23 protein-coding genes are annotated in these 23,232 nt (G+C 64.8%); 11 read left to right on the forward strand and 12 right to left on the reverse strand.

The window, feature by feature from the left end; translation table 11 throughout:
- Positions 1-38: 38 nt before the first annotated feature.
- Positions 39-1,013 (forward strand): quinone oxidoreductase family protein, encoded by a 975-nt coding sequence (locus tag FXB40_RS13350; protein ID WP_148772652.1) that lies wholly within the window; start codon positions 39-41, stop codon positions 1,011-1,013.
- 123 nt (positions 1,014-1,136) lie between these two features.
- Here FXB40_RS13350 and FXB40_RS13355 read toward each other — a convergent pair whose 3' ends face one another.
- Both FXB40_RS13355 and FXB40_RS13360 read right to left on the reverse strand, forming a co-directional pair.
- Positions 1,137-2,333: an acetylornithine transaminase gene (locus FXB40_RS13355; protein WP_148772653.1), complete on the reverse strand. Its 1,197-nt coding sequence runs from the start codon at positions 2,331-2,333 to the stop codon at positions 1,137-1,139.
- Between the two features lie 266 nt (positions 2,334-2,599).
- The gene (locus FXB40_RS13360; protein WP_148772654.1) at positions 2,600-3,751 is read right to left on the reverse strand and encodes a tetratricopeptide repeat protein; all 1,152 of its coding nucleotides are present in this window, start codon (positions 3,749-3,751) and stop codon (positions 2,600-2,602) included.
- Positions 3,752-3,876: 125 nt separating this feature from the next.
- Here FXB40_RS13360 and FXB40_RS13365 point away from each other — a divergent pair, with 125 nt between their 5' ends.
- Entirely contained in the window at positions 3,877-4,818 is a 942-nt protein-coding gene (locus FXB40_RS13365) for a hypothetical protein (RefSeq protein WP_148772655.1), read from the forward strand.
- A gap of 271 nt (positions 4,819-5,089) precedes the next feature.
- Here the strand turns inward: FXB40_RS13365 and rimO are convergent, their stop codons facing one another.
- Positions 5,090-6,415 carry a 30S ribosomal protein S12 methylthiotransferase RimO gene (gene rimO / locus FXB40_RS13370; RefSeq protein WP_148772656.1) on the reverse strand — a complete coding sequence of 442 codons (1,326 nt, stop codon included), beginning with the start codon at positions 6,413-6,415 and terminating at the stop codon, positions 5,090-5,092.
- A 112-nt stretch (positions 6,416-6,527) separates the two neighbouring features.
- Here rimO and FXB40_RS13375 point away from each other — a divergent pair, with 112 nt between their 5' ends.
- From FXB40_RS13375 to FXB40_RS13400, 6 genes are all read left to right on the forward strand, one after another.
- Complete coding sequence (locus FXB40_RS13375; protein WP_148772657.1) at positions 6,528-7,118, forward strand: ANTAR domain-containing response regulator; 591 nt, start codon at positions 6,528-6,530, stop codon at positions 7,116-7,118.
- Positions 7,115-8,278 carry a CmpA/NrtA family ABC transporter substrate-binding protein gene (locus tag FXB40_RS13380; protein ID WP_148772658.1) on the forward strand — a complete coding sequence of 388 codons (1,164 nt, stop codon included), beginning with the start codon at positions 7,115-7,117 and terminating at the stop codon, positions 8,276-8,278. Before FXB40_RS13375 ends, FXB40_RS13380 begins: the two co-directional genes overlap by 4 nt.
- Before the next feature lie 349 nt (positions 8,279-8,627).
- Positions 8,628-9,464: a formate/nitrite transporter family protein gene (locus FXB40_RS13385; RefSeq protein WP_148772659.1), complete on the forward strand. Its 837-nt coding sequence runs from the start codon at positions 8,628-8,630 to the stop codon at positions 9,462-9,464.
- A 2-nt stretch (positions 9,465-9,466) separates the two neighbouring features.
- On the forward strand, positions 9,467-11,257 hold the full coding sequence (locus FXB40_RS13390) for a NirA family protein (protein ID WP_148772660.1): 1,791 nt from the start codon (positions 9,467-9,469) through the stop codon (positions 11,255-11,257).
- Positions 11,254-12,867 carry a sulfite reductase subunit alpha gene (locus FXB40_RS13395; protein WP_148772661.1) on the forward strand — a complete coding sequence of 538 codons (1,614 nt, stop codon included), beginning with the start codon at positions 11,254-11,256 and terminating at the stop codon, positions 12,865-12,867. The genes FXB40_RS13390 and FXB40_RS13395 overlap by 4 nt, the downstream gene beginning before the upstream one ends.
- A gap of 308 nt (positions 12,868-13,175) precedes the next feature.
- On the forward strand, positions 13,176-13,328 hold the full coding sequence (locus tag FXB40_RS13400) for a hypothetical protein (RefSeq protein WP_187436858.1): 153 nt from the start codon (positions 13,176-13,178) through the stop codon (positions 13,326-13,328).
- Here FXB40_RS13400 and FXB40_RS13405 read toward each other — a convergent pair whose 3' ends face one another.
- Genes FXB40_RS13405 through pxpB form a run of 3 tightly spaced genes read right to left on the reverse strand, consistent with a single transcriptional unit; the run spans position 13,329 to position 15,893 of the window.
- Positions 13,329-14,099 (reverse strand): LamB/YcsF family protein, encoded by a 771-nt coding sequence (locus FXB40_RS13405; RefSeq protein ID WP_148772663.1) that lies wholly within the window; start codon positions 14,097-14,099, stop codon positions 13,329-13,331.
- Positions 14,100-14,127: 28 nt separating this feature from the next.
- Positions 14,128-15,165, reverse strand: coding sequence for a 5-oxoprolinase subunit C family protein (locus FXB40_RS13410; protein WP_148772664.1), 1,038 nt, complete (start codon positions 15,163-15,165; stop codon positions 14,128-14,130).
- Entirely contained in the window at positions 15,162-15,893 is a 732-nt protein-coding gene (gene pxpB / locus FXB40_RS13415) for a 5-oxoprolinase subunit PxpB (protein WP_148772665.1), read from the reverse strand. The genes FXB40_RS13410 and pxpB overlap by 4 nt, the downstream gene beginning before the upstream one ends.
- Before the next feature lie 249 nt (positions 15,894-16,142).
- Between pxpB and FXB40_RS13420 the strand changes: the two genes are divergently transcribed.
- Both FXB40_RS13420 and FXB40_RS13425 read left to right on the forward strand, forming a co-directional pair.
- Positions 16,143-16,841: a ribonuclease activity regulator RraA gene (locus FXB40_RS13420; protein ID WP_148772666.1), complete on the forward strand. Its 699-nt coding sequence runs from the start codon at positions 16,143-16,145 to the stop codon at positions 16,839-16,841.
- Positions 16,842-16,859: 18 nt separating this feature from the next.
- Complete coding sequence (locus FXB40_RS13425; protein ID WP_148772667.1) at positions 16,860-17,264, forward strand: (R)-mandelonitrile lyase; 405 nt, start codon at positions 16,860-16,862, stop codon at positions 17,262-17,264.
- 61 nt (positions 17,265-17,325) lie between these two features.
- On the opposite strand, the gene FXB40_RS13430 is transcribed toward FXB40_RS13425, so the two are convergent.
- From FXB40_RS13430 to FXB40_RS13440, 3 genes are all read right to left on the reverse strand, one after another.
- A complete protein-coding gene (locus FXB40_RS13430; RefSeq protein WP_148772668.1) occupies positions 17,326-17,682 on the reverse strand; it encodes a hypothetical protein in 357 nt (118 codons plus the stop codon).
- A 182-nt stretch (positions 17,683-17,864) separates the two neighbouring features.
- Complete coding sequence (locus FXB40_RS13435; RefSeq protein WP_148772669.1) at positions 17,865-18,752, reverse strand: DUF2147 domain-containing protein; 888 nt, start codon at positions 18,750-18,752, stop codon at positions 17,865-17,867.
- 229 nt (positions 18,753-18,981) lie between these two features.
- A complete protein-coding gene (locus tag FXB40_RS13440) occupies positions 18,982-19,764 on the reverse strand; it encodes a transporter substrate-binding domain-containing protein (protein WP_148772670.1) in 783 nt (260 codons plus the stop codon).
- 113 nt (positions 19,765-19,877) lie between these two features.
- Here FXB40_RS13440 and FXB40_RS13445 point away from each other — a divergent pair, with 113 nt between their 5' ends.
- A complete protein-coding gene (locus FXB40_RS13445; protein WP_148772716.1) occupies positions 19,878-20,375 on the forward strand; it encodes a DUF1993 domain-containing protein in 498 nt (165 codons plus the stop codon).
- Positions 20,376-20,435: 60 nt separating this feature from the next.
- On the opposite strand, the gene FXB40_RS47895 is transcribed toward FXB40_RS13445, so the two are convergent.
- The 3 genes from FXB40_RS47895 to FXB40_RS13460 form a co-directional block, all read right to left on the reverse strand.
- A complete protein-coding gene (locus tag FXB40_RS47895; RefSeq protein WP_187436859.1) occupies positions 20,436-20,939 on the reverse strand; it encodes a hypothetical protein in 504 nt (167 codons plus the stop codon).
- 167 nt (positions 20,940-21,106) lie between these two features.
- Positions 21,107-22,096, reverse strand: a complete 990-nt coding sequence (locus FXB40_RS13455) for a hydroxyacid dehydrogenase (protein ID WP_148772671.1) — start codon at positions 22,094-22,096, stop codon at positions 21,107-21,109.
- A gap of 34 nt (positions 22,097-22,130) precedes the next feature.
- Positions 22,131-23,231 carry an ABC transporter ATP-binding protein gene (locus FXB40_RS13460; RefSeq protein ID WP_148772672.1) on the reverse strand — a complete coding sequence of 367 codons (1,101 nt, stop codon included), beginning with the start codon at positions 23,229-23,231 and terminating at the stop codon, positions 22,131-22,133.
- Between the last annotated feature and the right edge of the window lies 1 nt (position 23,232).

The following is a 23,232-nucleotide window of genomic DNA, read 5'->3' on the forward strand; positions in this document are numbered from 1 at the left end:
TGTCTTTCGCTGGGTCTGGAGAATGAGGAGGTCATGTGATGACCAAAGCCGTCCGTGTGCACAAGGTCGGAGGCCCCGAGGCGCTGGTCTATGAGAGCGTCGACGTCCCGGCGCCGGGACCTGGCGAAGTGCGCATCCGTCAGCATGCGGTCGGCCTGAACTTCATCGACGTCTATTACCGCACCGGCCTCTACAAGGCGCCGAGCCTGCCCTTCATTGCCGGCAACGAGGCCTCGGGCGAGGTCCTGGCCGTCGGGCCGGGCGTGACGAATTTCCATCCCGGCGATCGCGTCGCCTACTACCACAATCTCGGCGCGTATACGAGCGAGCGCAACATCCCCTGGGAGAAGCTGGTCAAGCTGCCCGACCACATCACCCACGAGCAGGGTGCCGTGCTGATGCTCAAGGGCCTGACGGTCTGGTACCTCCTGCACAAGACCTTCAAGGTCGAGCCGCATCATCGCGTGCTGATTCATGCCGCTGCCGGCGGGATCGGTCTCTTGGCCTGCCAATGGGCGAGGGCGCTGGGGGCCCACGTCATCGGCACGGTCGGCTCGCGCGAGAAGGCCGAACTTGCCGAGGCCAATGGCTGCGATCACGTCATCCTCTACAACGAGGAGGACTTCGTCGCGCGCGTCAAACAAATCAGCCGCAACGAGGGCTGCGACGTCGTCTATGACGGCGTCGGCAAAGCGACCTTCCCGGGCTCGCTGTCGTGCCTGAAGCCGCGCGGCATGTTCGTTTCGTTCGGCAACGCCTCGGGTCCCGTGCCGCCGTTCTCGATCGCCGAGCTGAACAATCATGGCTCGCTGTTTGCGACCCGGCCGAAGCTCAACGACTACGTCGGCACGCGCAAGGAACTGCTCGAAGGCGCCGACACGCTGTTTTCCGCCGTCATCAACGGCAAGCTGCACGTGCCGATCAACCACGCCTACGCGCTGAAGGACGCCGCCAAGGCCCATATCGACCTCGAAAGCCGCAACACCACCGGCGCGTCGATTTTGAAGCCGTAACTCCCTAATTGCGAGCGAAGCGAAGCAATCCAGAACTACCTCCGCGGAAGCAGTCTGGATTGCTTCGTCGCCAGCGCAAAATTGCTTCGCAATTTTGTCGCGGGCTCGTCGCAATGACGAGTCCTACGCGACCCGTCTCGCCGCGCCGGCCTTGGTCAAGATCCCGTCGAGACAATCGATCATCTCGGAGATCTCCGCCTTCGTGACGTTCAGCGCCGGCATGAAGCGCAGCGCGTCGAGCTGCGGCGCGTTGAGGAGCACGCCGGCCGTGAACGCCTGCGCGACGATGCCGGGTGCGATCGGCAGCTTGAGGTCGAGCGCGAGCAAGAGGCCGCGGCCCCGCACGCCGCCAAGGCCGTGTCGCGCCGAGACTTTTTGCAGCTCGCTCTCGAGCAGCAGCCCGGTCTCGGTGACCGACTTCAGGAACGCCGGCTTGCCGACCTCGTCGAGTACCGCAAGGCCGGCGGCACACATGACCGGATTGCCGTTGAACGTGCCGCCCTGGTCGCCGTGCTCGAAGCAGGAGGCGCGTTCGGTTGCGAGCAGAGCCGCGAGCGGTACGCCGCCGCCGATGCCCTTGCCGAGCGTCATGATGTCGGGCGCGATGCCTGTGTGCTCATAGTGGAAGAGCTTTCCGGTCCGGCCCATGCCGGTCTGGATCTCGTCAAAAATGAGCAGCAGGCCATGAGCCTCGGTCAGCGCGCGCAGCTCCCGCAAGAACTGGTCGGTTGCCGGCCACACGCCGGACTCGCCCTGGATCGGCTCGAGCATCACCGCAACGGTGTTGCTGCTGATCAGTTTCTCGACCGAGGCAATGTCGTTGAGTTTTGCCTTCTTGAAGCCGGCAACCTTCGGCTCGAACAGCGGCTCGAACGCCTTCTTGCCCGAGGCCGACATCGTCGCGAGCGTCCTCCCGTGGAAGCCGCCTTCGAACGTGATGATCTCGAACGCGCCGCTCTTGCGCAGGCTGCCATATTTGCGCGCGAGCTTGATCGCGCCCTCATTGGCCTCTGCGCCCGAATTGGCGAAGAACACCTGGTCGAACGCGCTGTTCTCGACCAGCGCCTGCGCGAGCTTGAGGCTCGGCTCGTTGTAGAAGGCCGGGCTCGGCGTCAGCAACCGCCTGGCCTGCGCAGCCAACGCATCCGCAACCGCCGGCGGGGAGTGGCCGAGGCAGTTCACGGCCCAGCCCTGCACGAAATCAAGATAGCGCTTGCGGCTGTCGTCCCAGAGGTATGAGCCGGCGCCACGGACGAACACGGCCTTGGGCCGTGCGGTGATGTCCATCAGCGCATCATACGGATGGGTGGCGGTGGTCATGTCGAACTCCTCTTGAGGCAGCGAAGACTTTGGGTAGGGAAGATTTGGGGCCGGGTAAAAGGGACGCAAAAAGCAAGAAGGCCGCACTTTGCGGGTGCGGCCTTCTCGAAAACTGTGCTGAATTTACTGGTTCAGCGGCGTCGTCGGACATGGCGCAACCCATCATCGTCGCGGGAGCGACGACGCATGGCCTGGCGCAGATGGGTCCGGGAATTGATCATGGGGCGGGTCCGTACAGCCGAATGGCAGGGCTTGTCAAGCGGGAGCTACTGAACACCGTAAGGCGCGAACATATCGGCGATACCGGCATTGATCGCCTTCGCCGCCGCGATGTCGCGTTCCGCGCCGTCGGTATCCCCCTTTTTGCGCTTCGCAAGCCCGCGGCCATAGAGCGAGCTGTCGAGCCCCGGCTTTGCGCTCAGCACCGCGTCGTAATCGGCGATCGCGGCGTCGAGATTGCCGAGCTTGAGGTAGGTGAGGGCGCGGCTGTCGAGCGTATAGGGATCGTTCGGGCGCATCCGGAGCGCCTGTTCGCAATCGCCGAGCGCCTCCTGCAATTGGCCGAGGATCGCGTGCGTCATGCAGCGCGCGTTGAACACGCCGGAATAGCTCGCATTGGCCTTGATCGAACGATCGTAATCCTCCAGCGCCCGGGCATAGTCGTGCGCGTCGAAATACATGTTCGCGCGCGCATAGGCATCGCGGTCGTTGTTCGGATTGAGCTGGAGCGACTTCCCGAAATCGGCCAGCGCACGCGGCCGGTCGCCCTTGTCGCGGAAGATGCGCGCGCGATTGCCATAGGCCGGGCCATAATTGGGATCGAGCTTGATCGACATGTCGAGATCGGCAAGCGCGCGGTCGGCCTCGTGGTGTTCGCGATAGGCTGTGCCGCGATTGAAATAGGCCAGCGCAAATTTCGGGTTGAGCTTGATGGCCCGATCGTAATCCGCCATCGCGCGCTCGTAGTCGTTCCTGGCGATGCGGGAGTTTCCGCGGTTGTTGTAGTAGCGCGCATCGTCGGGCTCGAGCTGGATCGCGCGCGTGTAGTCGGCGATGGCGTGATCGCGGTCACCGAGATCGTCATAGGCGATGCCGCGATTGTACCAGGCGATAACGTCGTTCGGATCGAGATCGAGGGCGCGGTTGAGATCGGCGACAGCCAGCTCGGAATCGCCCTTGCGCCGATAGACTTCGCCGCGATTGGCAAGCGCGGCCGCATTCGACGGGTTGGCCTTCAGCACGAGTGTGCATCCATCCATGCGCTGATCGTCGCTGACCTTGTCGTCTCTGGCGAAGCACCATTGGCGCGCCTGGGCAGGCGACAGGGATTGCGCCGCGGCCGGGAACGTGAGCAAAGTCAATGCTGCGGCGATCGCGCACAGGCAGGTCCGGATATCGATCTTGTGATTGCATGTCATTTGATTGCTGCGCAGAAACCATCAAGCCTCTAGCGCGTTTGTGATCTCGGAACGCGAATTGGTTCGAACCGGATGCAAGCCGGGACAGACCAACAGGCACGGGACCAACCAGACAGTTTTCAGCCTTGTCCGAAACCCCTTATCCGATCGACCTCGACAGCATTCGCGGCGCGTTTCCGCCGGGCATCGAGGCGCCGCCTTTGCTGCTGGATTTTGCCGGCTGGCTGAACGGGCGCGCCTGGGGCAGCGTCGGCTGTTTCTCGCTGCAAGGCCAGTTCTCCGACCAGGCCCCGATCTTCGACGGTAGTCCGCTCCGCGACCGCTTCGCGCTGTTCATGCGCCTGCCGGACGGCTCGGCCGTCGGCGGCTGGTACGGTGCCGGCCTCGACCGCGACGATCCCCCGATCGTGGGATTGGGCTCGGAGGGTGATTACGAACTGCTCGCGCCGTCCCTCGACGCGCTGCTTGCAAAACTGACGGCGCAGCAATTCGACAAGGCCTGGCACGATCTGCGGCCGCACGACGAGGTCGAGCCTCAGACCGTCGAGCTTGCGCAATGGCTCGCCCGACGGCCGACCGGCGAGCCGGTGCCGTCCGAGGATGGCGTGTTCGAGCTGCCCGACTTCCGTGGCTTCGTCGAGAAGTGGAGCCGGGACCGCGAGGAATACTGGGCCAATCACCGCCTGATGGCCGAGCTCGGCTGGCGGCTCGCCGCGCATCTGCCCAAGGGCAAGAACGCCTGGGACAAGACGCATTTCGAGGTCGCGATCGTCGGCAAGCAATACGAGGCGCGCGTCCTGTCGCGCGGGCCGCAGCCGTTCGAGGAGGCCGCCTCGATCGAATCCCTGCTGCGCGATCTGCGTGACGAGATGCGCCGCGCGCAGCCCGAGCTCGGGCTGTGGTACGCGATGAAATTCGGCCTCTATGCCGACGGCCGCGTCATGCCGAACTTCGAATACGATGTGCGCCCGGCCATCGGTGGCGAGCCTGCGAAGCTGGCCGAGGCCCAGGCCGATCTCGCCCGCGCCCCGCGCCCGGAGCGCTGGGTGCCGAAATGGCTGGCGTGATCGCCTCCGCATCGTCATTCCGAGCGCGGCAAAGGTGATAACGGACCCGTCATCCTGAGGTGCGAGGCTTGCGATGCGAACGCATCGCGAGCGGAGCCTCGAAGGATGAATGGCCCGGATGCAGCGGGGCCGTCGTCCTTCGAGGCTCGCTCTACGGCGCGATAGCGCCGCAGAGCAAGCAAGCACCTCCAGCGACGAGCACTATGCGCTCGCGCGGGGATGACGGTGATGAAGCGGAAATCGCTGTCGTCACAGCAAACAGTTAGCGCTCTCAAAACCCCGCGACGCTGCCGTGCAGATCATACTGATCCGCGCGCTCGATCTTTGCGGTGACGATCTCGCCGACGCGCAACGGGCGGCGGCTCGTCAGATACACCGCGCCGTCGATCTCCGGCGCATCGGCCTTGGAGCGGCCCTTGGCGACCGTCGGACCGACCTCGTCGATGATGATCTGCTGACGCGTGCCGACCTTGCGCTTCAGCCTGCGCGCCGAGATCTTCTGCTGGCGCGCCATCAGTGCGTTGTAGCGCTCCTGCTTGATCTCAGCGGGCACGGCACCTTCGAGCGCGTTCGACGTCGCACCGGCGACCGGCTCGTATTTGAAGCAGCCGAGGCGATCGATCTCGGCTTCATCGAGCCAGTCGAGCAGATAGGCGAAGTCGGCATCGGTCTCGCCGGGGAAGCCGACGATGAAGGTCGAACGCAGCGCAAGATCGGGACATTCCTCGCGCCAGCGCTTGATGCGCGCCAGCGTCTTGTCCTGTGCGGCCGGGCGCTTCATTGCCTTCAGCACGTCGGGGCTCGCATGCTGGAACGGGATGTCGAGATAGGGCAGCACCTTGCCCGCGTTCATCAGCGCGATGACCTCGTCGACATGCGGGTAGGGGTAGACATATTGCAGCCGGACCCAGGCGCCGAGTTCGCCGAGCTCGCGGGCGAGGTCGAGGAATTTGGCGCGGACCTGGCGATCCTTCCACGGGCTCTCGGCGTATTTGAGGTCGACGCCGTAGGCCGACGTGTCCTGCGAGATGACCAGCAGCTCCTTGACGCCGGCGCTGACGAGGCGCTCGGCCTCGCGCAGCACGTCATTGGCCGGGCGCGAGACGAGATCGCCGCGCAGCTTCGGGATGATGCAGAAGGTGCAGCGGTTGTTGCAGCCCTCGGAGATCTTCAGATAGGCGTAGTGGCGCGGCGTTAGCTTGATGCCCTGCGGCGGTACCAGGTCGAGATGCGGATTGTGGGCCGGCGGCAGCGCGCGGTGCACGGCATCCAGCACGCTCTCATATTGCTGCGGGCCGGTGATCGAGAGCACGCCAGGATAGGCCTCCTCGATCTGCTCGGGCTCGGCGCCCATGCAGCCGGTCACGATCACCTTGCCGTTCTCGGCCATGGCCTCGCCGATCGCCGAGAGCGATTCCTGCTTGGCGCTGTCGAGGAAGCCACAGGTGTTAACGATGACGATGTCGGCCCCGTCATGCTTGCGCGCGAGCTCATAGCCCTCGGCGCGCAGGCGCGTGATGATGCGCTCGGAATCCACCAATGCCTTGGGACACCCGAGTGACACGAAGCTGACCTTGGGCGCAGCCGTCTGATCCATATCCAAATCTGCCTGATTGACGGGCTTGAGCTAGTCCCAATTGCCCATAATTACAACCCTTTGCATGGCCGTCCGGCATGCTATGGATGAATCGCCGGGTTGCGGGTGAGCTATGAGCGCCGAACAGTCGCCTAAAATCGTGATTGTCGACGAGAGCCCGATCCGGGCCGCGATCCTCGAGGAGGGGTTGCGCGAGGCCGGTTTCACGCAGATCGTCCATATCCGCGAGATGCAGAGCCTGCTCGCCCGTATTTATGCGGTGGACCCCGACATCATCCTGATCGATCTCGAAAACCCCAGCCGCGACGTGCTGGAGGCGATGTTCCAGGTCAGCCGCGCCGTGCGGCGGCCGATTGCGATGTTCGTCGACCAGAGCGATTCATCCTCGATCCAGGCCTCCGTGGAGGCAGGGGTGTCCGCCTATATCGTCGACGGGTTGAAGAAGGAGCGCATCAAGCCGATCCTCGATCTCTGCGTGTCGCGCTTCAACGCCTTCGCAAAACTCCAGGAGGAGCTGGAGCGGACCAAGTCGCAGCTTGAGGACCGCAAGATCATCGAGAAGGCCAAGGGCATCCTGATGAAGGTCAAGGGCCTCACCGAGGACGAGGCCTATGTGCTGCTGCGCTCCACCGCCATGCGCGAGAAAAAGAAAATCGGCGAGATCGCGCAATCGATCATCACCGCGTCGGAGATGCTGAAATGACCGCGCCCCTCCGCATCGGATTCATCCCGCTGGTCGATGCCGCCGCCCTGATCGTCGCCGTCGACAAGGGCTTTGCCGCGGCCGAAGGGCTCGAGGTCGAGCTGGTGCGTGAGGTGTCCTGGTCCAACGTGCGCGACAAGCTGAACATCGGCCTGTTCGATGCCGCGCATCTGCTCGCGCCTGTGGCGATCGCGTCGTCGCTCGGGCTCGGTCACGTCAAGGTGCCGATCGCAGCACCCTTCAATCTCGGCATCAACGGCAATGCGATCACGGTGTCGCCCGCGCTCCACGCCGCGCTGATGGAGGAGATCGACGGCGACCGCTTCGATCCGCTTGCGACCGCAAAGGCGTTGGCGAAGGTGGTGGCCAAGCGGCGCAAGGCCGGCGCCGATCCGCTGACCTTCGGCATGACCTTTCCGTTCTCGACCCACAATTACCAATTGCGGTTCTGGATGGCGGCGGCCGGCGTCGATCCCGACGAGGACGTGCGTCTCGTCGTGCTGCCGCCGCCCTATATGGTCGACAGCCTCGCCAACGGCCATGTCGATGCGTTCTGTGTCGGCGCGCCCTGGAATTCGGTCGCGGTCGATCTCGGCATCGGCCACATCCTGCATTTCGTCTCCGACATTCTGGAGCGCGTGGCAGAGAAGGTGCTGGCGGTGCGCCAGGTCTGGGCTGACAAGAATCCGGATGTCGTCGCGTCGCTGGTGCGTGCGGCGGTGAAGGCGGCCGAGTTCATCGAGCAGCCGGAAAATCTGGCTGAAGCGACGCAGCTCCTCGCGCGGCCCGAGCGGATCGGTGTGGATGCCGAGGTGATTCAGCGAACCCTGACGGGACGCCTCAAGATATCGCCAGACGGCACGTTCCGCGAAAGCGGTCGCTACCTCCTGGTCGGGCGCGAAGGAGCAGGGCGCCCGGATCCGGTCCAGGCCGCCTGGCTCTACGCGCAGATGGTGCGCTGGGGACAGACGGCGCTCAGCGGTGAGGCGCTCAAGACCGCCATGGCCGTATTCCGGCCGGACCTCTACGACGCCGCGCTGGAGCGGGTCGGCGACGGCCACGCCAGCCCCCCGTTCAGCGCCTTCGCTGGCCCCACATTCGACCCCCGGGATGTCGCCGGTTATCTCGCGTCATTCGCGGTCGGGCGGCGAGTTCCATAGGCCTGCTCAAAGCTTAGTCACATTGATTCGAAGCTTATTCTTTGGGCCATTGCTGCCCGAAGTAGCATGAACCATGATCCATTTCATGCACCGCACACAAATCTAACTCACTGATTCTACGTGAGTTTGTAGTTCATGCTGCGTTGGCACACTCCTTGAATAGGGAGGACCAGCCGCCCAGCGTGGACGCTGGCGGCTCCAAGTCCATGGTGGATTTCCGCAGCAACGAAGCTGATCGGATCGTTCCGGGTTCCGGCTGGGCGCTTATGCGCCTCCAACCGGCTCCCAGCGATCAACGTCCGTTCAACCCGTTGACGCCGCCTTTCGCGCGGCAAGCTGGAGCTTCGATATGGATTACGCGAAACCCTCCGACGTTGTGGCCTCGATGGTCGATGCCAGCCTGAAGAAGCTGGCGCTCGCCCCACGCGACATCATGATCCGCGGCGCGATTTCCGGCGCGCTGCTCGGCGCCGCCACCACACTCGCTTTCACCGGCGCTCTCACCACCGGCCAGCCGCTCGTCGGCGCGCTGATCTTCCCCGTCAGCCTCGTGATGATCGTTCTGCTCGGCCTCGAGCTCGTCACCGGCAGCTTCGCCATCGTTCCGCTGGCGCGCCTCGAAGGCAAGGCGAGCTGGAATGCGGTGATCGCCAACTGGTCCTGGGTCTTCGTCGCCAATCTGCTCGGCAGTCTTGCGTTCGGCGCGCTGATCGCGATCTCGCTCACCAACATGGGCAAGGTCGAAGTCGCCGGCGTCGCCGCCCGCATCGTTGCGGTGGCCGAAGCCAAGACAATCGGGAACGCCGCGATCGGTACAGCGGGCATGGTCTCGGTGTTCGTCAAGGCGGTGCTTTGCAATTGGCTGGTCTGCCTCGGCGTCGTCATGGCGATGACCTCGACCTCCACGATCGGCAAGATCGCGGCGACCTGGTTGCCGATCTTCCTGTTCTTCGCGCTCGGCTTCGAGCACGCCGTCGTCAACATGTTCGTCATCCCGACCGGCATGCTGCTCGGCGCCAAGGTCTCACTCACCGACTGGTGGATCTGGAATCAGATTCCCGTGACGCTCGGCAATCTCGTCGGCGGATTCGTCTTCACCGGCCTCGCGCTCTACGCAACCTACAAACCGCAGGCTAGCGCTGCGAGCCAGGTCGCGATGCCGGCAACCGCTGAGCAGGTGCGCTGATCATGAAAATGGACTCCACTCCCGCCGCCGATTTCTCCGACGAGCAGAAGCGTTACCTCGAAGGTTTCATGTCCGGCATGCAGGTCGGACGTGTCGGGCGCGCTTTCGCAGCCGGCGGCGCACCTGCTGGCAATGCCGAGCCGATCGGGCCTGACGCCGCGCATATCAAGGCACAGGACAAGCTCACGGCCGCGGGCAAGAAGCTCGCCGACCAGGAGAAGTTCAAGCGCGAGCTGCACCCGTTCGATGCCTATGACCGCTTGAAGGACCAGGCGCGCAACAACGCCAATCCGACGCCGGCGGACAATTTCCGCTGGCGCTACTACGGCATATTCTGGGTCGCGCCGGCGCAGACCTCCTACATGGCGCGCCTGCGTATTCCCAACGGCATTTTGAAGCACTGGCAGATATCGGGCCTCGCCGACATCGCCGAAAGCTGCGGCGGCGGCTACACCCACGTCACCACCCGTGCCAACTTCCAGATCCGCGAGATCGAACCGAAAAACGCAGTGGCGCTGATCGAGGGCGTCCAGGACATCGGCCTGTGCTCGCGCGGCGCCGGCGCGGACAACATCCGCAACGTCACGGGCACGCCGACCGCCGGCATCGATCCGCAGGAACTGCTGGACACGCGCCCCTATGCGCGCGAATGGCACTACCACATCCTCAACGACCGCTCGCTGTTTGGCCTTCCGCGCAAGTTCAATGTCGCCTTCGACGGCGCCGGCAAGATCGCCGCGCTGGAGGAGACCAATGATATCGCCTTCACTGCGGTCGAGGTGAAGGACGGCTTTGGCGTCGAGCCCGGTGTCTGGTTCAAGCTCGGCCTTGGCGGCATCACCGGTCACAAGGACTTTGCGAAGTATTCCGGCATCGTCGTTCGTCCTGAAGACGCGACCGCTGTTGCCGATGCCATCGTGCGCGTCTTCATCGAGCACGGCGACCGCACCAACCGCAACAAGGCGCGGCTGAAATACGTGCTGGACAATATGGGGCACGACGGCTTCCTCAAGCTGGTCGAGGAGCGGCTCAAGAAGCCGTTCACGCGTGTGCCGGCCGAGGCGCTGCTGCCGCGCCCCTTGTCCGACCGTATGGCCCATATCGGCGTGCACAAGCAGAAGCAGGACGGGCTCAACTGGGTCGGTGTGGCGCTGCCGGTCGGTAAGCTCACTTGCGAGCAGATGCGAGGGCTCGCCAAGATCGCGCAGGATCTCGGCGACGGCGATATCCGCCTGACGGTCTGGCAGAACCTGCTGATCTCGGGCGTGCGCGACGAGAACGTTGCGCTCGTCACCGCCACGGTCGAGCAGCTTGGCCTCGCCACTGAAGTCTCGAACGTCCGCGCCGGCCTGATCGCCTGCACCGGCAATGCCGGCTGCAAGTTCGCGGCCTCCGATACCAAGCGTCATGCTGCCGCGATCGGCGACTGGTGCGACGAGCGCGTCAATCTCGACACGCCGCTCAACATCCACCTGACCGGCTGCCATCACTCCTGCGCGCAGCACTACATCTCCGACATCGGCCTGATCGCGGCCAAGGTGCCGGGTGCGACGGAGGATGACCAGGTCGAGGGCTATCACCTCTTCACCGGCGGCGGCTTCGGTCCCGATGCCGATATCGGGCAGGAGGTGTTCCACGATGTGAAGGCCGAGGACGTGCCGAAGACCGTCGAGGGGCTTTTGAAGGCCTATCTCGCCAACCGCGCCTCGCCTGAAGAGACGTTCCTGACCTTCTCCCGTCGCCATGACGGGGGCGCCTTGCGCAAACTCGCCGAAGCGGAAGTAGCAGCATGACCCAGATGTCCATGCCTCCCAAGATCGAAATCATTCCGGCCAATGCCCCGTTCAGCGAAAGCCAGCGCCTGTGGCTGAACGGGTTTCTCGTCGGCATGCTCGGCCTCGACGGCTCGACGGCGCTGTCGCCGATCGAGAACGGCGCCATACTGGCGCCGCAGGGCGACGGCGATGACGGAGAGGCACCCTGGCACGATCCGGCGATGGCGATTGCCGACCGCATGAAGCTCGCGGAGGGGCGTCCACTCCGCCGCCGCATGATGGCGGCAATGGCGCAGCAGGATTGCGGCCAGTGCGGCTACAATTGCGCAGACTATTCGGACTCGATCGCCAACAAGAGCGAAGCGCGCCTTAACCTCTGCGCCCCCGGCGGCAAGGAGACGGCGCGGATGCTCAAGCAGCTGTTCGAGGAGGTCGACAAGGCGCCGGCCGCGAAGCCTGCGGCAGGAGCGGCTGCGGCGACGAGTGCGCCGGCTGCGCCGGAGGTGAAGGCCGAGCTCGGCCGTGCCCGCGAAAATCCGGCCGACGCCACCTTCCTGTCGCGGCGCCTGCTCAACAAGGGCGGTTCGGAGAAGGAGACCTATCATGTCGAGTTCGATCTCTCCGACAGCAAGCTCGATTACGTCGTGGGCGACAGCTTTGGCGTGTTCGCGCGCAACGAACTTGGCCTCGTCGACCAGATCATCGCGCTGCTCGGGGCGTCCCACACCACCAAGGTCAACAACAAGACGCTGCGCGAGGCGCTGGTCGAGGACGTTTCTCTCTCGCCTGCGCCCGACAAGCTGTTCGAACTGCTCTCCTTCATCACCGGCGGCGCGCAGCGCGAGAAGGCCAGGGCGCTGGCGCAGGGCGAGGATCCTGATGGCGATGCCGCGACCCTCGACGTGATGGCCGCGCTGCAGAAGTTTTCGGGCACGCGGCCGCATCCGGAAGCCTTCGTCGAGGCGCTGGAGCCGCTGCAGCCGCGGCTCTACTCGATCTCCTCGTCGCACAATGCGACGCCCGGAAAGCTGTCGCTGACGGTCGATTCCGTGCGTTACGTGATCGGCAAGCGCAAGCGCCTCGGCGTCGCCTCGACCTTCCTCGGCGAGCGCATCAACGAGGGCGACAAGCTCAAGGTCTATGTGCAGAAGGCGCATGGTTTCGGTCTGCCGGAGGATCCGAAGATTCCGGTCATCATGATCGGCCCCGGCACCGGCATTGCGCCGTTCCGCGCCTTCCTGCTCGACCGCAAGGCGACCGGCGCCCCCGGCAAGAACTGGCTGTTCTTCGGCCACCAGCGCAGCGATTGCGACTTCTTCTATCGGGACGAGCTCAACGCGATGAAGACCTCAGGGCTTCTGACGCGCCTGTCGCTCGCCTGGTCGCGCGACGGCGAGAAGAAGTTCTACGTGCAGGACCGCATGCGCGAGCTCGGCCGCGAGGTCTGGACGTGGCTCGCCGAGGGCGCCCATCTCTACATCTGCGGCGATGCCAAGCGCATGGCCAAGGACGTCGAGCGTGCGCTGGTCGACATCGTCGCCCAGTTCGGTGCCCGCTCGACCGACGAGGCCGTCAGTTTCGTCGCCGACCTCAAGAAGAAGGGCCGCTTCCAGGCTGACGTCTACTAAGCCGCGGCGGAATCTCCGAAAATCGCCGGCGCCGCGCAGGGGGCCGGCGGTCGCGTTCTATTGTGCATGGGGTTGTTTTCGTGATTTGAGCTGGGTGGGCGCTGACTCGCTGTCATCCCAGCGTCATCCGGCCGGTTCCATCTGGCGTGAATCTTAACGAATAAGATTCTCGGAACCCGGGTGTGAAAAGAATTTGCGCCTGCGATGGGCGGTTTCCAGAGAAGGCTCATCGCTATTTCCGTGGCCGTCTTGCCCGCCACCCCGGTCGATCCCTCATAATCCCGCAAATGGGGCGTTGGAGATCGACCATGCGCGAACTATCGGCGGAAGCCAGACTGCACTTCTACGCGCGCTCGCTCTCGCGTCGGACCGCGGCGAACGCCCATCATATCGGTCTCTACAGCGCCTTCGCCGTCATCGCCGCGATCTTGTTCGGCACGCTCTCGGTGCACCCGTTCTGATCACGCCCCGCGCTTGAACGGCGCGACCTCGATGCCGGCATCCTTCAGGGACTGACGCAAGGTGCGCGCGATCTCGACGGCGCCGTGGGTATCGCCATGGATGCAGACCGTATCCGTGCGCATCTTGATGACCTTGCCTGTCACCGACACCACCGCGCCGTCCTGCACCATGCGCACCACGCGTTCAGCGATCGCCTTGGCGTCGTGCAGCACCGCGCCGGGCTTCTTGCGCGAGACGAGATTGCCATCGTCCTCATAGGCGCGGTCGGCAAACACCTCGTGCACCATCGGCAGGTTGGCCTCTTCGCCGGCCTTCACCAGCTTCGAGTTGGCGAGCACGACGAAGATCAGGCTGGGGTCGACCGCCCTAATGCCGGCGGCGATGGCCTTTGCTGTCATGTCGTCCTCGCAGGCGACGTTGGAAAGCGCGCCATGCGCCTTCACATGCGTCACCTTGTGGCCGGCCGCGGTCGCGATCGCCTGCAGCGCGCCGATCTGGTAGGCGACGAGGTTCTCGATCTCGGATGACTTCAGCCCCGCGATCGGGTGCCGGCCAAAACCGTGCAGGTCGCGATAGCCGGGATGCGCGCCGACCGAGACGCCGCGCGCCTTTGCCAGCTCCACCGTCCGCCGCATGATGTTGGGGTCGCCGGCATGGAAGCCGCAGGCCACGTTGACCGAGCTCGCGAGCTCAATCATGGCGGCGTCGTTGCCCATCTCCCACGCGCCAAAACCTTCGCCGAGGTCGCAATTGAGATCGATCGTCTTCATGGTTGCACTCCGCCTTTGATCTTGTTGTTTACGGCTCGGCCGTCACCTGCCAGGTCCCGGCATCCATCGCGCTCACTGCATAGCCCGCGACGTTGGCATCGCTGAGCGCCTCGATGTTGAGCTCGACCGTATCGGAGGACCGCAGGCGATCGGGCAGGGTGCGGATCAGCTGTTGAAATTTGCGCGCCTCGTCCTGCGCCTCGGCCATGGTGACGGCCTTGAAGCGGAAAGCCATGCCCGCCGAGGTCTGGGCGAGGCGGCCGACATCGGCCGTGATCACGGTTGCGATCTTGGGATAGCCGCCGGAGGTGCCGCGATCCATCATCAGCGCGATCGGCGCGCCGTTGCCGGGTACCTGGATGCTGCCGTTGACCGTGCCATCGGAGACGATGTTGTGGCCGTGCAGATGCTTGATCGCGGGGCCCTCGAGCCGGTAGCCCATGCGGTCGGAGGTTGCCGAGATCTTCCACTCGCTGTCGAGGAACAGCGCCTTGTTGGCGTCGTCGAACTCGTCGTCCTGAGGCCCCAGCACGACGCGGATCGGGCCGGCCAAAGGCTTCGGCAGCTCGATGCGCAGCTCGGGTGCGCCGCTTGCGGCGTTGACCGTGAACTCGTCGCCGGCCTGAAGCGGGCGCGGGTAGGGGCTGCCGAGACCGGCGCGGGCATTGACCGCCAGGCTGCCGAACACCAGCTCGCCTTTGATGGCCCCTTCGATCGCCAGATAGGTGAACGCACCGCCGCGGGCAAAGCCCAGCGTCAGCGTCTCGCCGTCCTTGAGCGTGACGGATGTGTCCATCGCCACCGGCCGCCCGGCGATGTCTGCATTGCGCGGCGCGCCGGCAATGGCGACGCGCACGGCACCGTCCTTGGCGGTGAACGTGGCACCGAACGGGCCGATCTCGACCACGGCTGCGAACGGCTGATTGCCGACCAGCGTGTTCGCCGCCGACAGCGCCAGCCGGTCCATCGCGCCGCTGACCGTCAGGCCATAGCGCTGCGCGCCGTAGCGTCCGCCATCCTGGACGGAGCTTGCAGGCCCGATGCTGGCGACGACGAGCCGGCTCATGCGTCTACCCGCTCCGCAATGATCTCGCCGGCTTCCGCGGCGCGATCCTGCTCCTCGAACGTCTTGTGGTCGATGGCAAAAAACGTCACGCGATCACCGGGTTCGGTGAGGAAGGTCGGATTCCGGTGGAGCTGATAGGTCCGCACCGGGGTGCGGCCAAGCAGGTGCCAGCCGCTGGGCGCGGCCAGGCACTGGATCCCGGCCTGGATACCGCCGATCGAGATCGTACCTGCCGGCGTGAACAGTCTCGGCGACTGCCGTCGCGACATGTGCAGCGATTTGTCGAGGCCGCTCAGATAGGACCAGCCCGGCGTGAAGCCGATCATGGCGACGCGGTAGTCACCCCCGGCGTGACGGGCGACGATATCGTCGGGCGTGGTGTTCAGGGCTTTGGCGACATCCTCGAGGTCGATGCCGTGCTCGCCGCCATAGGCGACAGGGATGCGCCAGCGCCGCGCCTTCGTCGCGGGCGGCAGCGGTTGGCTCGCGATCGCGAGCAGCTTTTCGCCCAGCGCGTCAAAGCCGATCGTGCCGGGATCGTAATGCACCAGCAGCGATCGGTAGGTTGGGATGGTCTCGGAGATGCCCTCGATCGGCGCGGCTGCAAGTGCCTTGTCGAGCGCGAGCACGCGCTCGTTGGCGGCGTCGTCGATGGTGCGGCTGAACTCGACCGTGACGGCGCTGTCGCCACTGGGCAGAAGGCGGGGCGGGGGAAGCGTCGCGGCCATTGAGCTGTCAAAGGGCTGTCGAAATCGGGCTTCTGGTGAAAACGCGGGCTCGTCCTTGAGTTCCGCGTTGACCTGCTTCGCGTAAATGCACCCGCAAGTCCAATAAATTAATGCAGGGGGTGCCGATAAAGCCTTGTTATCGCGTCGCATAACAGCCCGGCAGGGCCGCGTTCTTGGCCCTTGACGGCAAGCGCCCGGCTCGCAAGATGCGCGCGTTCTTTCCCGCCCATCCGGAGCTCGTCTGTTTCCATGTCGCTGTCCCCCGAAGCCCGCAAGACCCTCGCCGGCATCACCACTGCCACCATCACCACGGTCCTGCTGAAGAAGGGCCTGCGCAATGTGTGGATGCGCGGCGCGCGTCCGCTGCGCCCGGGCTTGCCGCGCCTGGTGGGCCCCGCCTTCACGCTGCGCTTCGTGCCGGCGCGCGAGGATCTGGCGACGCCGGAATCCTGGTCGTCGCCGATCTCGACCCGCACCGCGATCGAGGCGATGCCGGAAGGCTGCATCGCCGTGGTCGATGCCATGGGCATTACCGACGCCGGCATTTTCGGCGACATTCTCTGCGCCCGCATGATGAAGCGTGGCGTCACGGCGCTCGTCACCGACGGCGTGGTGCGTGACGTCGAGGGCGTGCTCGGCACCAATCTTCCGGTGTGGTGCGACGGCTATGCCGCGCCGCCGTCGGTCGCGGGCCTGACCTTCGTCGGCTGGGGCGAGCCGATCGGCTGCGGCGGCGTCGCCGTGTTCCCGAACGACATCGTGGTCGCCGACCAGGACGGCTGCGTGCTGATCCCGCAGGCGATGCTCGAGCACGTGCTCAATGAAGGCGTCGAGCAGGAGCGGATGGAAGCCTGGATCGTCAACGAGGTGAACAACGGCGCGGCGTTGCCGGGCCTCTATCCCATGAACGCCGAGACCAAGGCGCGCTACGCCGCCAGCAAGAAGTAACAGGAAACGAGGACCCCCATGGACATCACGCTCGCAGGCACGCGGCCGACCCGCCGCGCGCCCAAGGAAAACTTTACCGGCACCGTGCTGCAGGATCCCATCAACATGGCGCCTGCGCCGGCGCGGCTAAACGTCTCGCGCGTCTCGTTCGAGCCGGGTGCCCGCACCAACTGGCACCATCATCCGCTCGGGCAGACGCTCTACGTGATTTCGGGCGTCGGCCGCGTCCAGACCAAGGGCGGCGCGGTCAAGGAAATCCGTCCCGGCGACACTGTCTGGATCCCGCCGGGTGAAGTGCACTGGCACGGCGCCTCGCCGGGTAACAGCATGTGCCACATCGCCATGCAGGAAGCCCTCGACGGCGTGTTCTCGACCTGGCTCGAGCCGGTGACGGACGCGGAATACGGCGCGCCGCTCGGCTAGCTCCGTTCTCTGACAAGACGCATCGCCACCAAGGCGATGCGTCGCCAGCTCCGGCTTGGGACTACATCCGCTCGGCCGTCCACGTGCCCGAGCACAGGGCGCCGCGCCAGGTGCCGGAGCCTGAGGTGCCGCTGAGCCGGCCGTAGCCGACGGCGTGCTTAATGCCCGTGCTCAGGCTGACGTTGATGGCGCCGGCATCGGCGACGCGGCCCGACGCCGTCACCGCAGCGCTGCTCGAAGCGATCTGACCGTTGCTGATGCCGATCGCGACGGTCGCGCCGTTGCCGCAGGTGTCGCTCGATGACGAGATGCGGACATTCCATGCACCGTCGAAAGTCGAGCCCGCGGCATTCGCCTGCGTGAGCGGGACGACGATGGCGATGATGGTGGCGAAGAGTGCTTTGCGAAATCCGTTCATGACACGCCCCTTGGGGTTGACCATGCGGGGATCGTGTCACGGGCGCGGAACCGGCGATGTGAGGGCTGTCACGCGCGCCGGGCTCTCTGTGAGGTGACGCACATCGCAGCGACACTGCAGGCAAAAGCGAAGGGGCCCGGATCACGGGCCCCCTGTCTCTCCAAAAAATAGCGGGTGCGAACCTAGTTCACGCGTGTCCAGGTCTGGCCGCCGCAGAACATGCCGCCGAAGGCGCATCCCTGCACGCGCAGGCGGTCGCCGCCCTTCAGCGAGATCGTCGAATCGTAGGTCGAGCCGGTGTTGGGATCGAGGATGCGGCCGGACCATTTCTGCTCCTTGCCGGGCTTCATGTTGATCAAAACCTGCTCGCCGTTCTGGTTCGATTTGCTGTCGACCGAATAGCCGCAGAGGTTATTGCCGCACTGCTCGATGCGGACCTTGCCTTCCTTCTCCTCGGTGAGCCAGACGCCGAGCGGTGAATTGAGATCGCGCGCGGGCGCTGCCGCCGGAACCGGAGGCGCGACGGCGGCGGACTGAACGGGGGCGGGAGCGGACGCCGGAGCAGCCGGCTGAGGCGGCGCCGGAGGCGCAGCTGCGACGGTCGGAGCGGGCGGCGGAGGCGGTGCGGGCGGTGCTGCGGCCACGGTCGGGGCAGCGCTCGGCGCCGGCTGAGGCGGCGGCACCATCGCGTCGTCGGTCGGCGCGTTGTTTGCGCTGGCAGCCGGAGGTGGCGGCGCGGCGGGAGGCGGCGCGGCGGCTGCGGGGGCAGGTGCCGCAGGAGCTTGTTCCACTGCGGGCGGCGCTGCGATTGGAGCAGGTGCCGGAGCCGGGGCGCCCGGTGTTTGCGGATCGACCTTGGCCTGCTGCGGCGCCTGCTGGTCCGGCTTCGTGTCGTTCTTCTTGGCCTTCTTGGCCTTGCCCTGACCGGTGTTGTCGTAGACGCCGGGAATCTGCACCGTGCCGCGATCCGGATCGATGCGGATGGTGCGCCCGCCATATTCGAAGGTGTACTGCGCCTGCGCAGCGGTGCTCGCCAAAAGGAATGCGGCCGTAGCCAACAGCTTCCTCATTTCCATCTCCCGAACAGGTGGTCCCCGCACCGATGCATACGCCCCGGTTCGATCGCGAAAAGTGATCTAGATCACTGTTTCTCGGTATGAGTCGCCTTTTGGCGGTTCCGGGTTCAATAGACCCGGAGCCAGCCCAAAGTTTGACCGGGGCAAGCGACAGGAGGACGCGGGACTCTCGTTTTGACGCGTTTTCTTACGCGAACCGGTACCCGCTTCGCTGGAAAACGCTCTAATCGAACCACGCGGCGTAGATCTTCTTGTAGCTGCCGTCCTCCATGGAGATGTGCAGCCACTGGTCTACGAATGCCTTCAGCGCCATGTCGCGCTGGAGCCAGTAAGCCTTCTCCGAGAAGTCGAATGGTTCTTCGGGATGCACCGCGCAGAGCACGCCGGAGTGCTGCTTCTGCTGATAGCGGGTTTCGGAGGCGTCCGTCATCATCAGGTCGGCGTTGCCCTTGGCGATCTCGTCGAAGATCGCGGTATTGTCGGGGAAGACGGTGATGTCGGCGTCCTTGACGTTGGCGCGCGCGAAACGCTCATTGGTCCCGCCGGGATTGACGATGACGCGGGTGCCCTTCTTGTCGATGTCGGAAATGCTCTGATACTTGCCGACATCGGCGCAGCGCGCGATCGGCGTCTTGCCCTCGCGCATGATCGGCATCGTGAAATAGCCCTTCTTCTGGCGGTCGAGCGTGACCGAGACACCGCCCATGGCGATGTCGAACTGGTCCGCCTCGAAATCCTTCATCAGCTTCGGCCAGGCCGTGGCTACGTATTCGACCTTGACGCCGAGCGCCTTGCCCAGCGCCTCCGCCATGTCGACGTCAAAACCAGAGAACTGCTGCGTGGTCTTGTCCAGATAGGTGAAGGGCTTGTAGTCGCCGGTCATGCCGACGCGCAGAGTGCCGCGCTTGATGATCTCGTCGAGACGCGAGGGCGCTGGCTGCTGCGCGTGCGCCGAAAGGTTTGCCAGCAACATCACGGCCAAAGCCGCCAGAATACGAACGATCATCTCTTTTCCACCCATGCCCAAGCTGTCATTGTGCAGTTCTTGAACGTGGATTTAGACCAGATGCCAGTTTCTGGCGAGACGCAATTGAAGGGAATCTTGAAGTGACGATCTCGATGTACGAGGCCTCGGTCGGCCTGTTCGTGCCTTATTTGCGCAATCTGTCCGTGCTGCTCGACAAGGGCGTTGCCTATGCCGAGACCCGCAAGTTCAATCCGGCGGTCCTGCTCGGCATGCGCATGGCGCCGAACATGTACGATCTGGCACAGCAGATCGGCGAGGCCTGCCGCCACGCCACCGTCGCTCCGGCCTTGCTGGCGCAATGCGAGCCGGTCGCGCTGCCGCCGCTGGAGCACGAGATGGCCGGGCTTCAGGCGCGGATCGCCACCTCAATCGAATTTATTGAAAGCCTGCCGCGCGCCGAGATCGATGCGGCCGCGGAGCTGAAGGTCTTCTTCAGGCTGAAGAACGGGACCGAGCTGCCCTTTACCGGGCGGACGTTGCTGCTCACCAACAGCGTCCCGCAATTCTTCTTCCACGTCACGACCGCGTACGACCTGTTGCGGCACGCGGGCGTCGAGCTCGTGAAGAAGGACTTCCTCGGGAGGAAGTAGAGCATGATCCGGAAAAGTGTGAAGCGGTTTTCCGAAAAGATCATGCTCAAAAAATAAGGCTTACGCTTCGCCCTTGCGCTCGTAGTCGGCGAGCGAACTGCGGCCCGCGATCTCGCTGCGCAGCAGCTCGAAGCGCCGATGCGCCTCGTTCTCGTGTTCGTCGACGAAATGCACGGCGGCCTCGCTGGTCATCGGGCCGCTGATCACCGGGGCGGACTGCTCGCCGATGGTCTCGTGCACATAGTACTGGCCGTCGTCGCCGCGATGGACCGTCCATTTCAGGCGGATCGCGACCATCGGCCCGGGACCGACCTTGCTGTAGCCGTCGGCGTCGGTGTGGTCCGGCACCAGCGGCTGCTCCTCGACCACCGGATGCTCGTCGGAGGCTTGATGCTCGCCAGAGGCATGATCCTCGTCGGAGGCATGATGCTCGTCTGCGACCGCATAGTCATCGGCAGCCGCCGCTTCCGTCTCGGTGTCGCGGACGACGAGAACGGGCTCGGGGTGCTCGAAAATGCTGGCGATGGTCGCCAGCGCTTGGTCGGTCGGGTCGATCTCTGACAAGGGTGCATCCTCCAGCTCGACGCGGCCGGCAAAGTCTGTCCCACTGCCGCCGCGGCCGGATACATTACGCGGGTTTGATTAAGGCTGAGTTGGGGCCCGATCTGCACCAAAATGGGACGCATTCTGGCCTTCCGAAGGCGGCCCGATTGGCCGCCTTCGGATTGTCCTCAGCCCAGAACGTCCTGATTGATGATGTTCTGCCGGATCGGATCGCCGTCCAGCACACTCAGGATGTTGCGCGCGGTCTGCTCGCTCATGCGGCTCACCGCCTCCACGGTCACGCCGGCCACGTGCGGGGCCATGATGACGTTGGGCAGCGCGAACAGCGCATTGCTGACCGGCGGCGGTTCGACTTCGAACACGTCGATACCGGCACCGGCGAGCTTGCCGGAGACCAGCGCGTCGTACAGCGCGGCCTCCTTCACGATGCCGCCGCGCGCGGTGTTGATGAGATAGGACTTCGGCTTCATCCGGGCGATCCGCGCTGCATCGAACAGGCCGACCGTTTCCGGCGTCTTCGGGCAGTGGATGGTGACGAAGTCGGCGCTGGGCAGCGCCGCGTCGAGATCCGCGACCGGCTCGCAGCCGGCGGCCTTGATGTCGGCGGCGGGCTTGTAGGGATCGTAGACATGCACCTTCATTTCCATCGCCTGGCAGCGCTTGGCGGTGCGGGTGCCGATGCGGCCGAAGCCGATGATCAGCACGGTCTTGCCGTAGAGATCGAACGGCAGCATGCCGAGCCGGTTGGCCCATTGGCCATCCCTGACGCAGGCGTGCATTTCATTCGCGCGTTTTGCCAGGGTCAGCATCATGAAAAGGGCCTGCTCGGCGACGGACGGTGAGTTCGCGCTGCCCGCAACCATCAGCGGCACCTTGCGGCGGGAGAGGGCGGGCACGTCGACGGCGTCGTAGCCGACGCCGATGCGGGTCACCACCTTCATGTCCTTGGAGGCCTCGAGCTCGGTCTCGCCGAAAGCGGTGGCACCGAGTGCCACACCGTGAACCGGCGCATGGCTCTTCAGCAGGGCCTCAAAGTCCTTGGCGGAGATCAGGTTCGGAAACTCGATGAGCTCGATATCGTCCCGCTGGGTGAGGAGGGCGCGTGCCCCTTGCGACAAAGTTTGTGTAATGAAAATCTTCTTCTTGTTGGTCGTCATCGCTCCCCGCCTGCTAGCCTTTCTTGAGCCCGCGTCACAGCACGACGCCGGTCTCCTCGTTTAGCAGGTGCATGTTGTTGAGGTCCATCGCCAAACGCATGGGAGCTCCGTCCTTGGCGCCGGCATTGGGATTGACGCGGCCGCAGACCGGCGTGCCGTCGAGCCCGAAATAGACCAGAGTCTCCATCCCCATCGGCTCGGTGACGTCGAGCACGGTGTCGAAGGTTTCGACGCCGGGCTCCAGATGCGCATTCGATTCCGTGAGGTGTTCAGGACGGACGCCGAGCAGCAGCTTGTCGGTGCGCGGCAACGCGTTGTAGCGGCCGGCCCTGGCGGGTGGCAGCGGGAACGAGATGCGGTCGGTCAAGCGGATGTTGAGCTTGCCGCCTGAATCCTCCAGCCGGCACGGGATAAAATTCATTGCGGGCGAGCCGATAAAGCCTGCAACAAAGCGTGTCGCTGGCTTGTGGTAGAGCTCGTTCGGCGTACCGATCTGCTCGATCCGTCCCTTGTTCATGACCACCACGCGGTCGGCCAGCGTCATCGCCTCGACCTGGTCGTGGGTGACGTAGACGGTCGTGGTGCGCACCTTCTGGTGCACCTTCTTGATCTCGATCCGCATCTGCACCCGCAGCTTGGCGTCGAGATTGGACAGCGGTTCGTCGAACAGGAAGACCTTTGGATTGCGCACGATGGCGCGCCCCATGGCGACGCGCTGGCGTTGGCCGCCGGAGAGCTGTTTTGGCTTGCGGTCGATCAGATCGGTGATGTCGAGCAGGCGTGCGGCTTCCGTCACCCGCGCCTTGATCTCGGCCTTCGGGTAGTGCTTCAGGCGCAGCCCGAACGACATGTTCTCGGCGACCGTCATGTGCGGGTAGAGCGCGTAGTTCTGGAACACCATGGCGATGTCGCGGTCCTTCGGCGGCACGTCGTTGACGACGTCGCCCCCGATCATAATGTCGCCGTCGCTGATGTCCTCGAGGCCTGCGATCATGCGCAGCGTGGTCGACTTGCCGCAGCCGGAGGGTCCGACCAGCACGATGAACTCGTGGTCGGCGATATCCAGGTCGATGCCGCGCACGGCTTCGACATCATCGTACCGCTTGACGACCTTCCGCAATGCAACGTCAGCCATG

The sequence above is a fragment of the Bradyrhizobium rifense genome (assembly GCF_008123425.1).
GTDB classification, from domain to species: domain Bacteria; phylum Pseudomonadota; class Alphaproteobacteria; order Rhizobiales; family Xanthobacteraceae; genus Bradyrhizobium; species Bradyrhizobium rifense.

What these genes read in the sequence shown, in the direction of transcription:
- FXB40_RS13380 (WP_148772658.1), top strand. Translation starts at nt 7,115, where the DNA reads ATGACCGCGCCCCTCCGCATCGGATTCATCCCGCTGGTCGATGCCGCC.
- FXB40_RS13375 (WP_148772657.1), top strand. Translation starts at nt 6,528, where the DNA reads ATGAGCGCCGAACAGTCGCCTAAAATCGTGATTGTCGACGAGAGCCCG.
- rimO (WP_148772656.1), bottom strand. Translation starts at nt 6,415, where the DNA reads ATGGATCAGACGGCTGCGCCCAAGGTCAGCTTCGTGTCACTCGGGTGT.
- FXB40_RS13350 (WP_148772652.1), top strand. Translation starts at nt 39, where the DNA reads ATGACCAAAGCCGTCCGTGTGCACAAGGTCGGAGGCCCCGAGGCGCTG.
- FXB40_RS13410 (WP_148772664.1), bottom strand. Translation starts at nt 15,165, where the DNA reads ATGAGCCGGCTCGTCGTCGCCAGCATCGGGCCTGCAAGCTCCGTCCAG.
- FXB40_RS13355 (WP_148772653.1), bottom strand. Translation starts at nt 2,333, where the DNA reads ATGACCACCGCCACCCATCCGTATGATGCGCTGATGGACATCACCGCA.
- FXB40_RS13460 (WP_148772672.1), bottom strand. Translation starts at nt 23,231, where the DNA reads ATGGCTGACGTTGCATTGCGGAAGGTCGTCAAGCGGTACGATGATGTC.
- pxpB (WP_148772665.1), bottom strand. Translation starts at nt 15,893, where the DNA reads ATGGCCGCGACGCTTCCCCCGCCCCGCCTTCTGCCCAGTGGCGACAGC.
- FXB40_RS13400 (WP_187436858.1), top strand. Translation starts at nt 13,176, where the DNA reads ATGCGCGAACTATCGGCGGAAGCCAGACTGCACTTCTACGCGCGCTCG.
- FXB40_RS13385 (WP_148772659.1), top strand. Translation starts at nt 8,628, where the DNA reads ATGGATTACGCGAAACCCTCCGACGTTGTGGCCTCGATGGTCGATGCC.
- FXB40_RS13435 (WP_148772669.1), bottom strand. Translation starts at nt 18,752, where the DNA reads ATGAGGAAGCTGTTGGCTACGGCCGCATTCCTTTTGGCGAGCACCGCT.
- FXB40_RS13360 (WP_148772654.1), bottom strand. Translation starts at nt 3,751, where the DNA reads ATGACATGCAATCACAAGATCGATATCCGGACCTGCCTGTGCGCGATC.
- FXB40_RS13390 (WP_148772660.1), top strand. Translation starts at nt 9,467, where the DNA reads ATGAAAATGGACTCCACTCCCGCCGCCGATTTCTCCGACGAGCAGAAG.
- FXB40_RS13445 (WP_148772716.1), top strand. Translation starts at nt 19,878, where the DNA reads ATGTACGAGGCCTCGGTCGGCCTGTTCGTGCCTTATTTGCGCAATCTG.
- FXB40_RS13440 (WP_148772670.1), bottom strand. Translation starts at nt 19,764, where the DNA reads ATGATCGTTCGTATTCTGGCGGCTTTGGCCGTGATGTTGCTGGCAAAC.
- FXB40_RS13405 (WP_148772663.1), bottom strand. Translation starts at nt 14,099, where the DNA reads ATGAAGACGATCGATCTCAATTGCGACCTCGGCGAAGGTTTTGGCGCG.
- FXB40_RS13455 (WP_148772671.1), bottom strand. Translation starts at nt 22,096, where the DNA reads ATGACGACCAACAAGAAGAAGATTTTCATTACACAAACTTTGTCGCAA.
- FXB40_RS13420 (WP_148772666.1), top strand. Translation starts at nt 16,143, where the DNA reads ATGTCGCTGTCCCCCGAAGCCCGCAAGACCCTCGCCGGCATCACCACT.
- FXB40_RS13430 (WP_148772668.1), bottom strand. Translation starts at nt 17,682, where the DNA reads ATGAACGGATTTCGCAAAGCACTCTTCGCCACCATCATCGCCATCGTC.
- FXB40_RS13395 (WP_148772661.1), top strand. Translation starts at nt 11,254, where the DNA reads ATGACCCAGATGTCCATGCCTCCCAAGATCGAAATCATTCCGGCCAAT.
- FXB40_RS13425 (WP_148772667.1), top strand. Translation starts at nt 16,860, where the DNA reads ATGGACATCACGCTCGCAGGCACGCGGCCGACCCGCCGCGCGCCCAAG.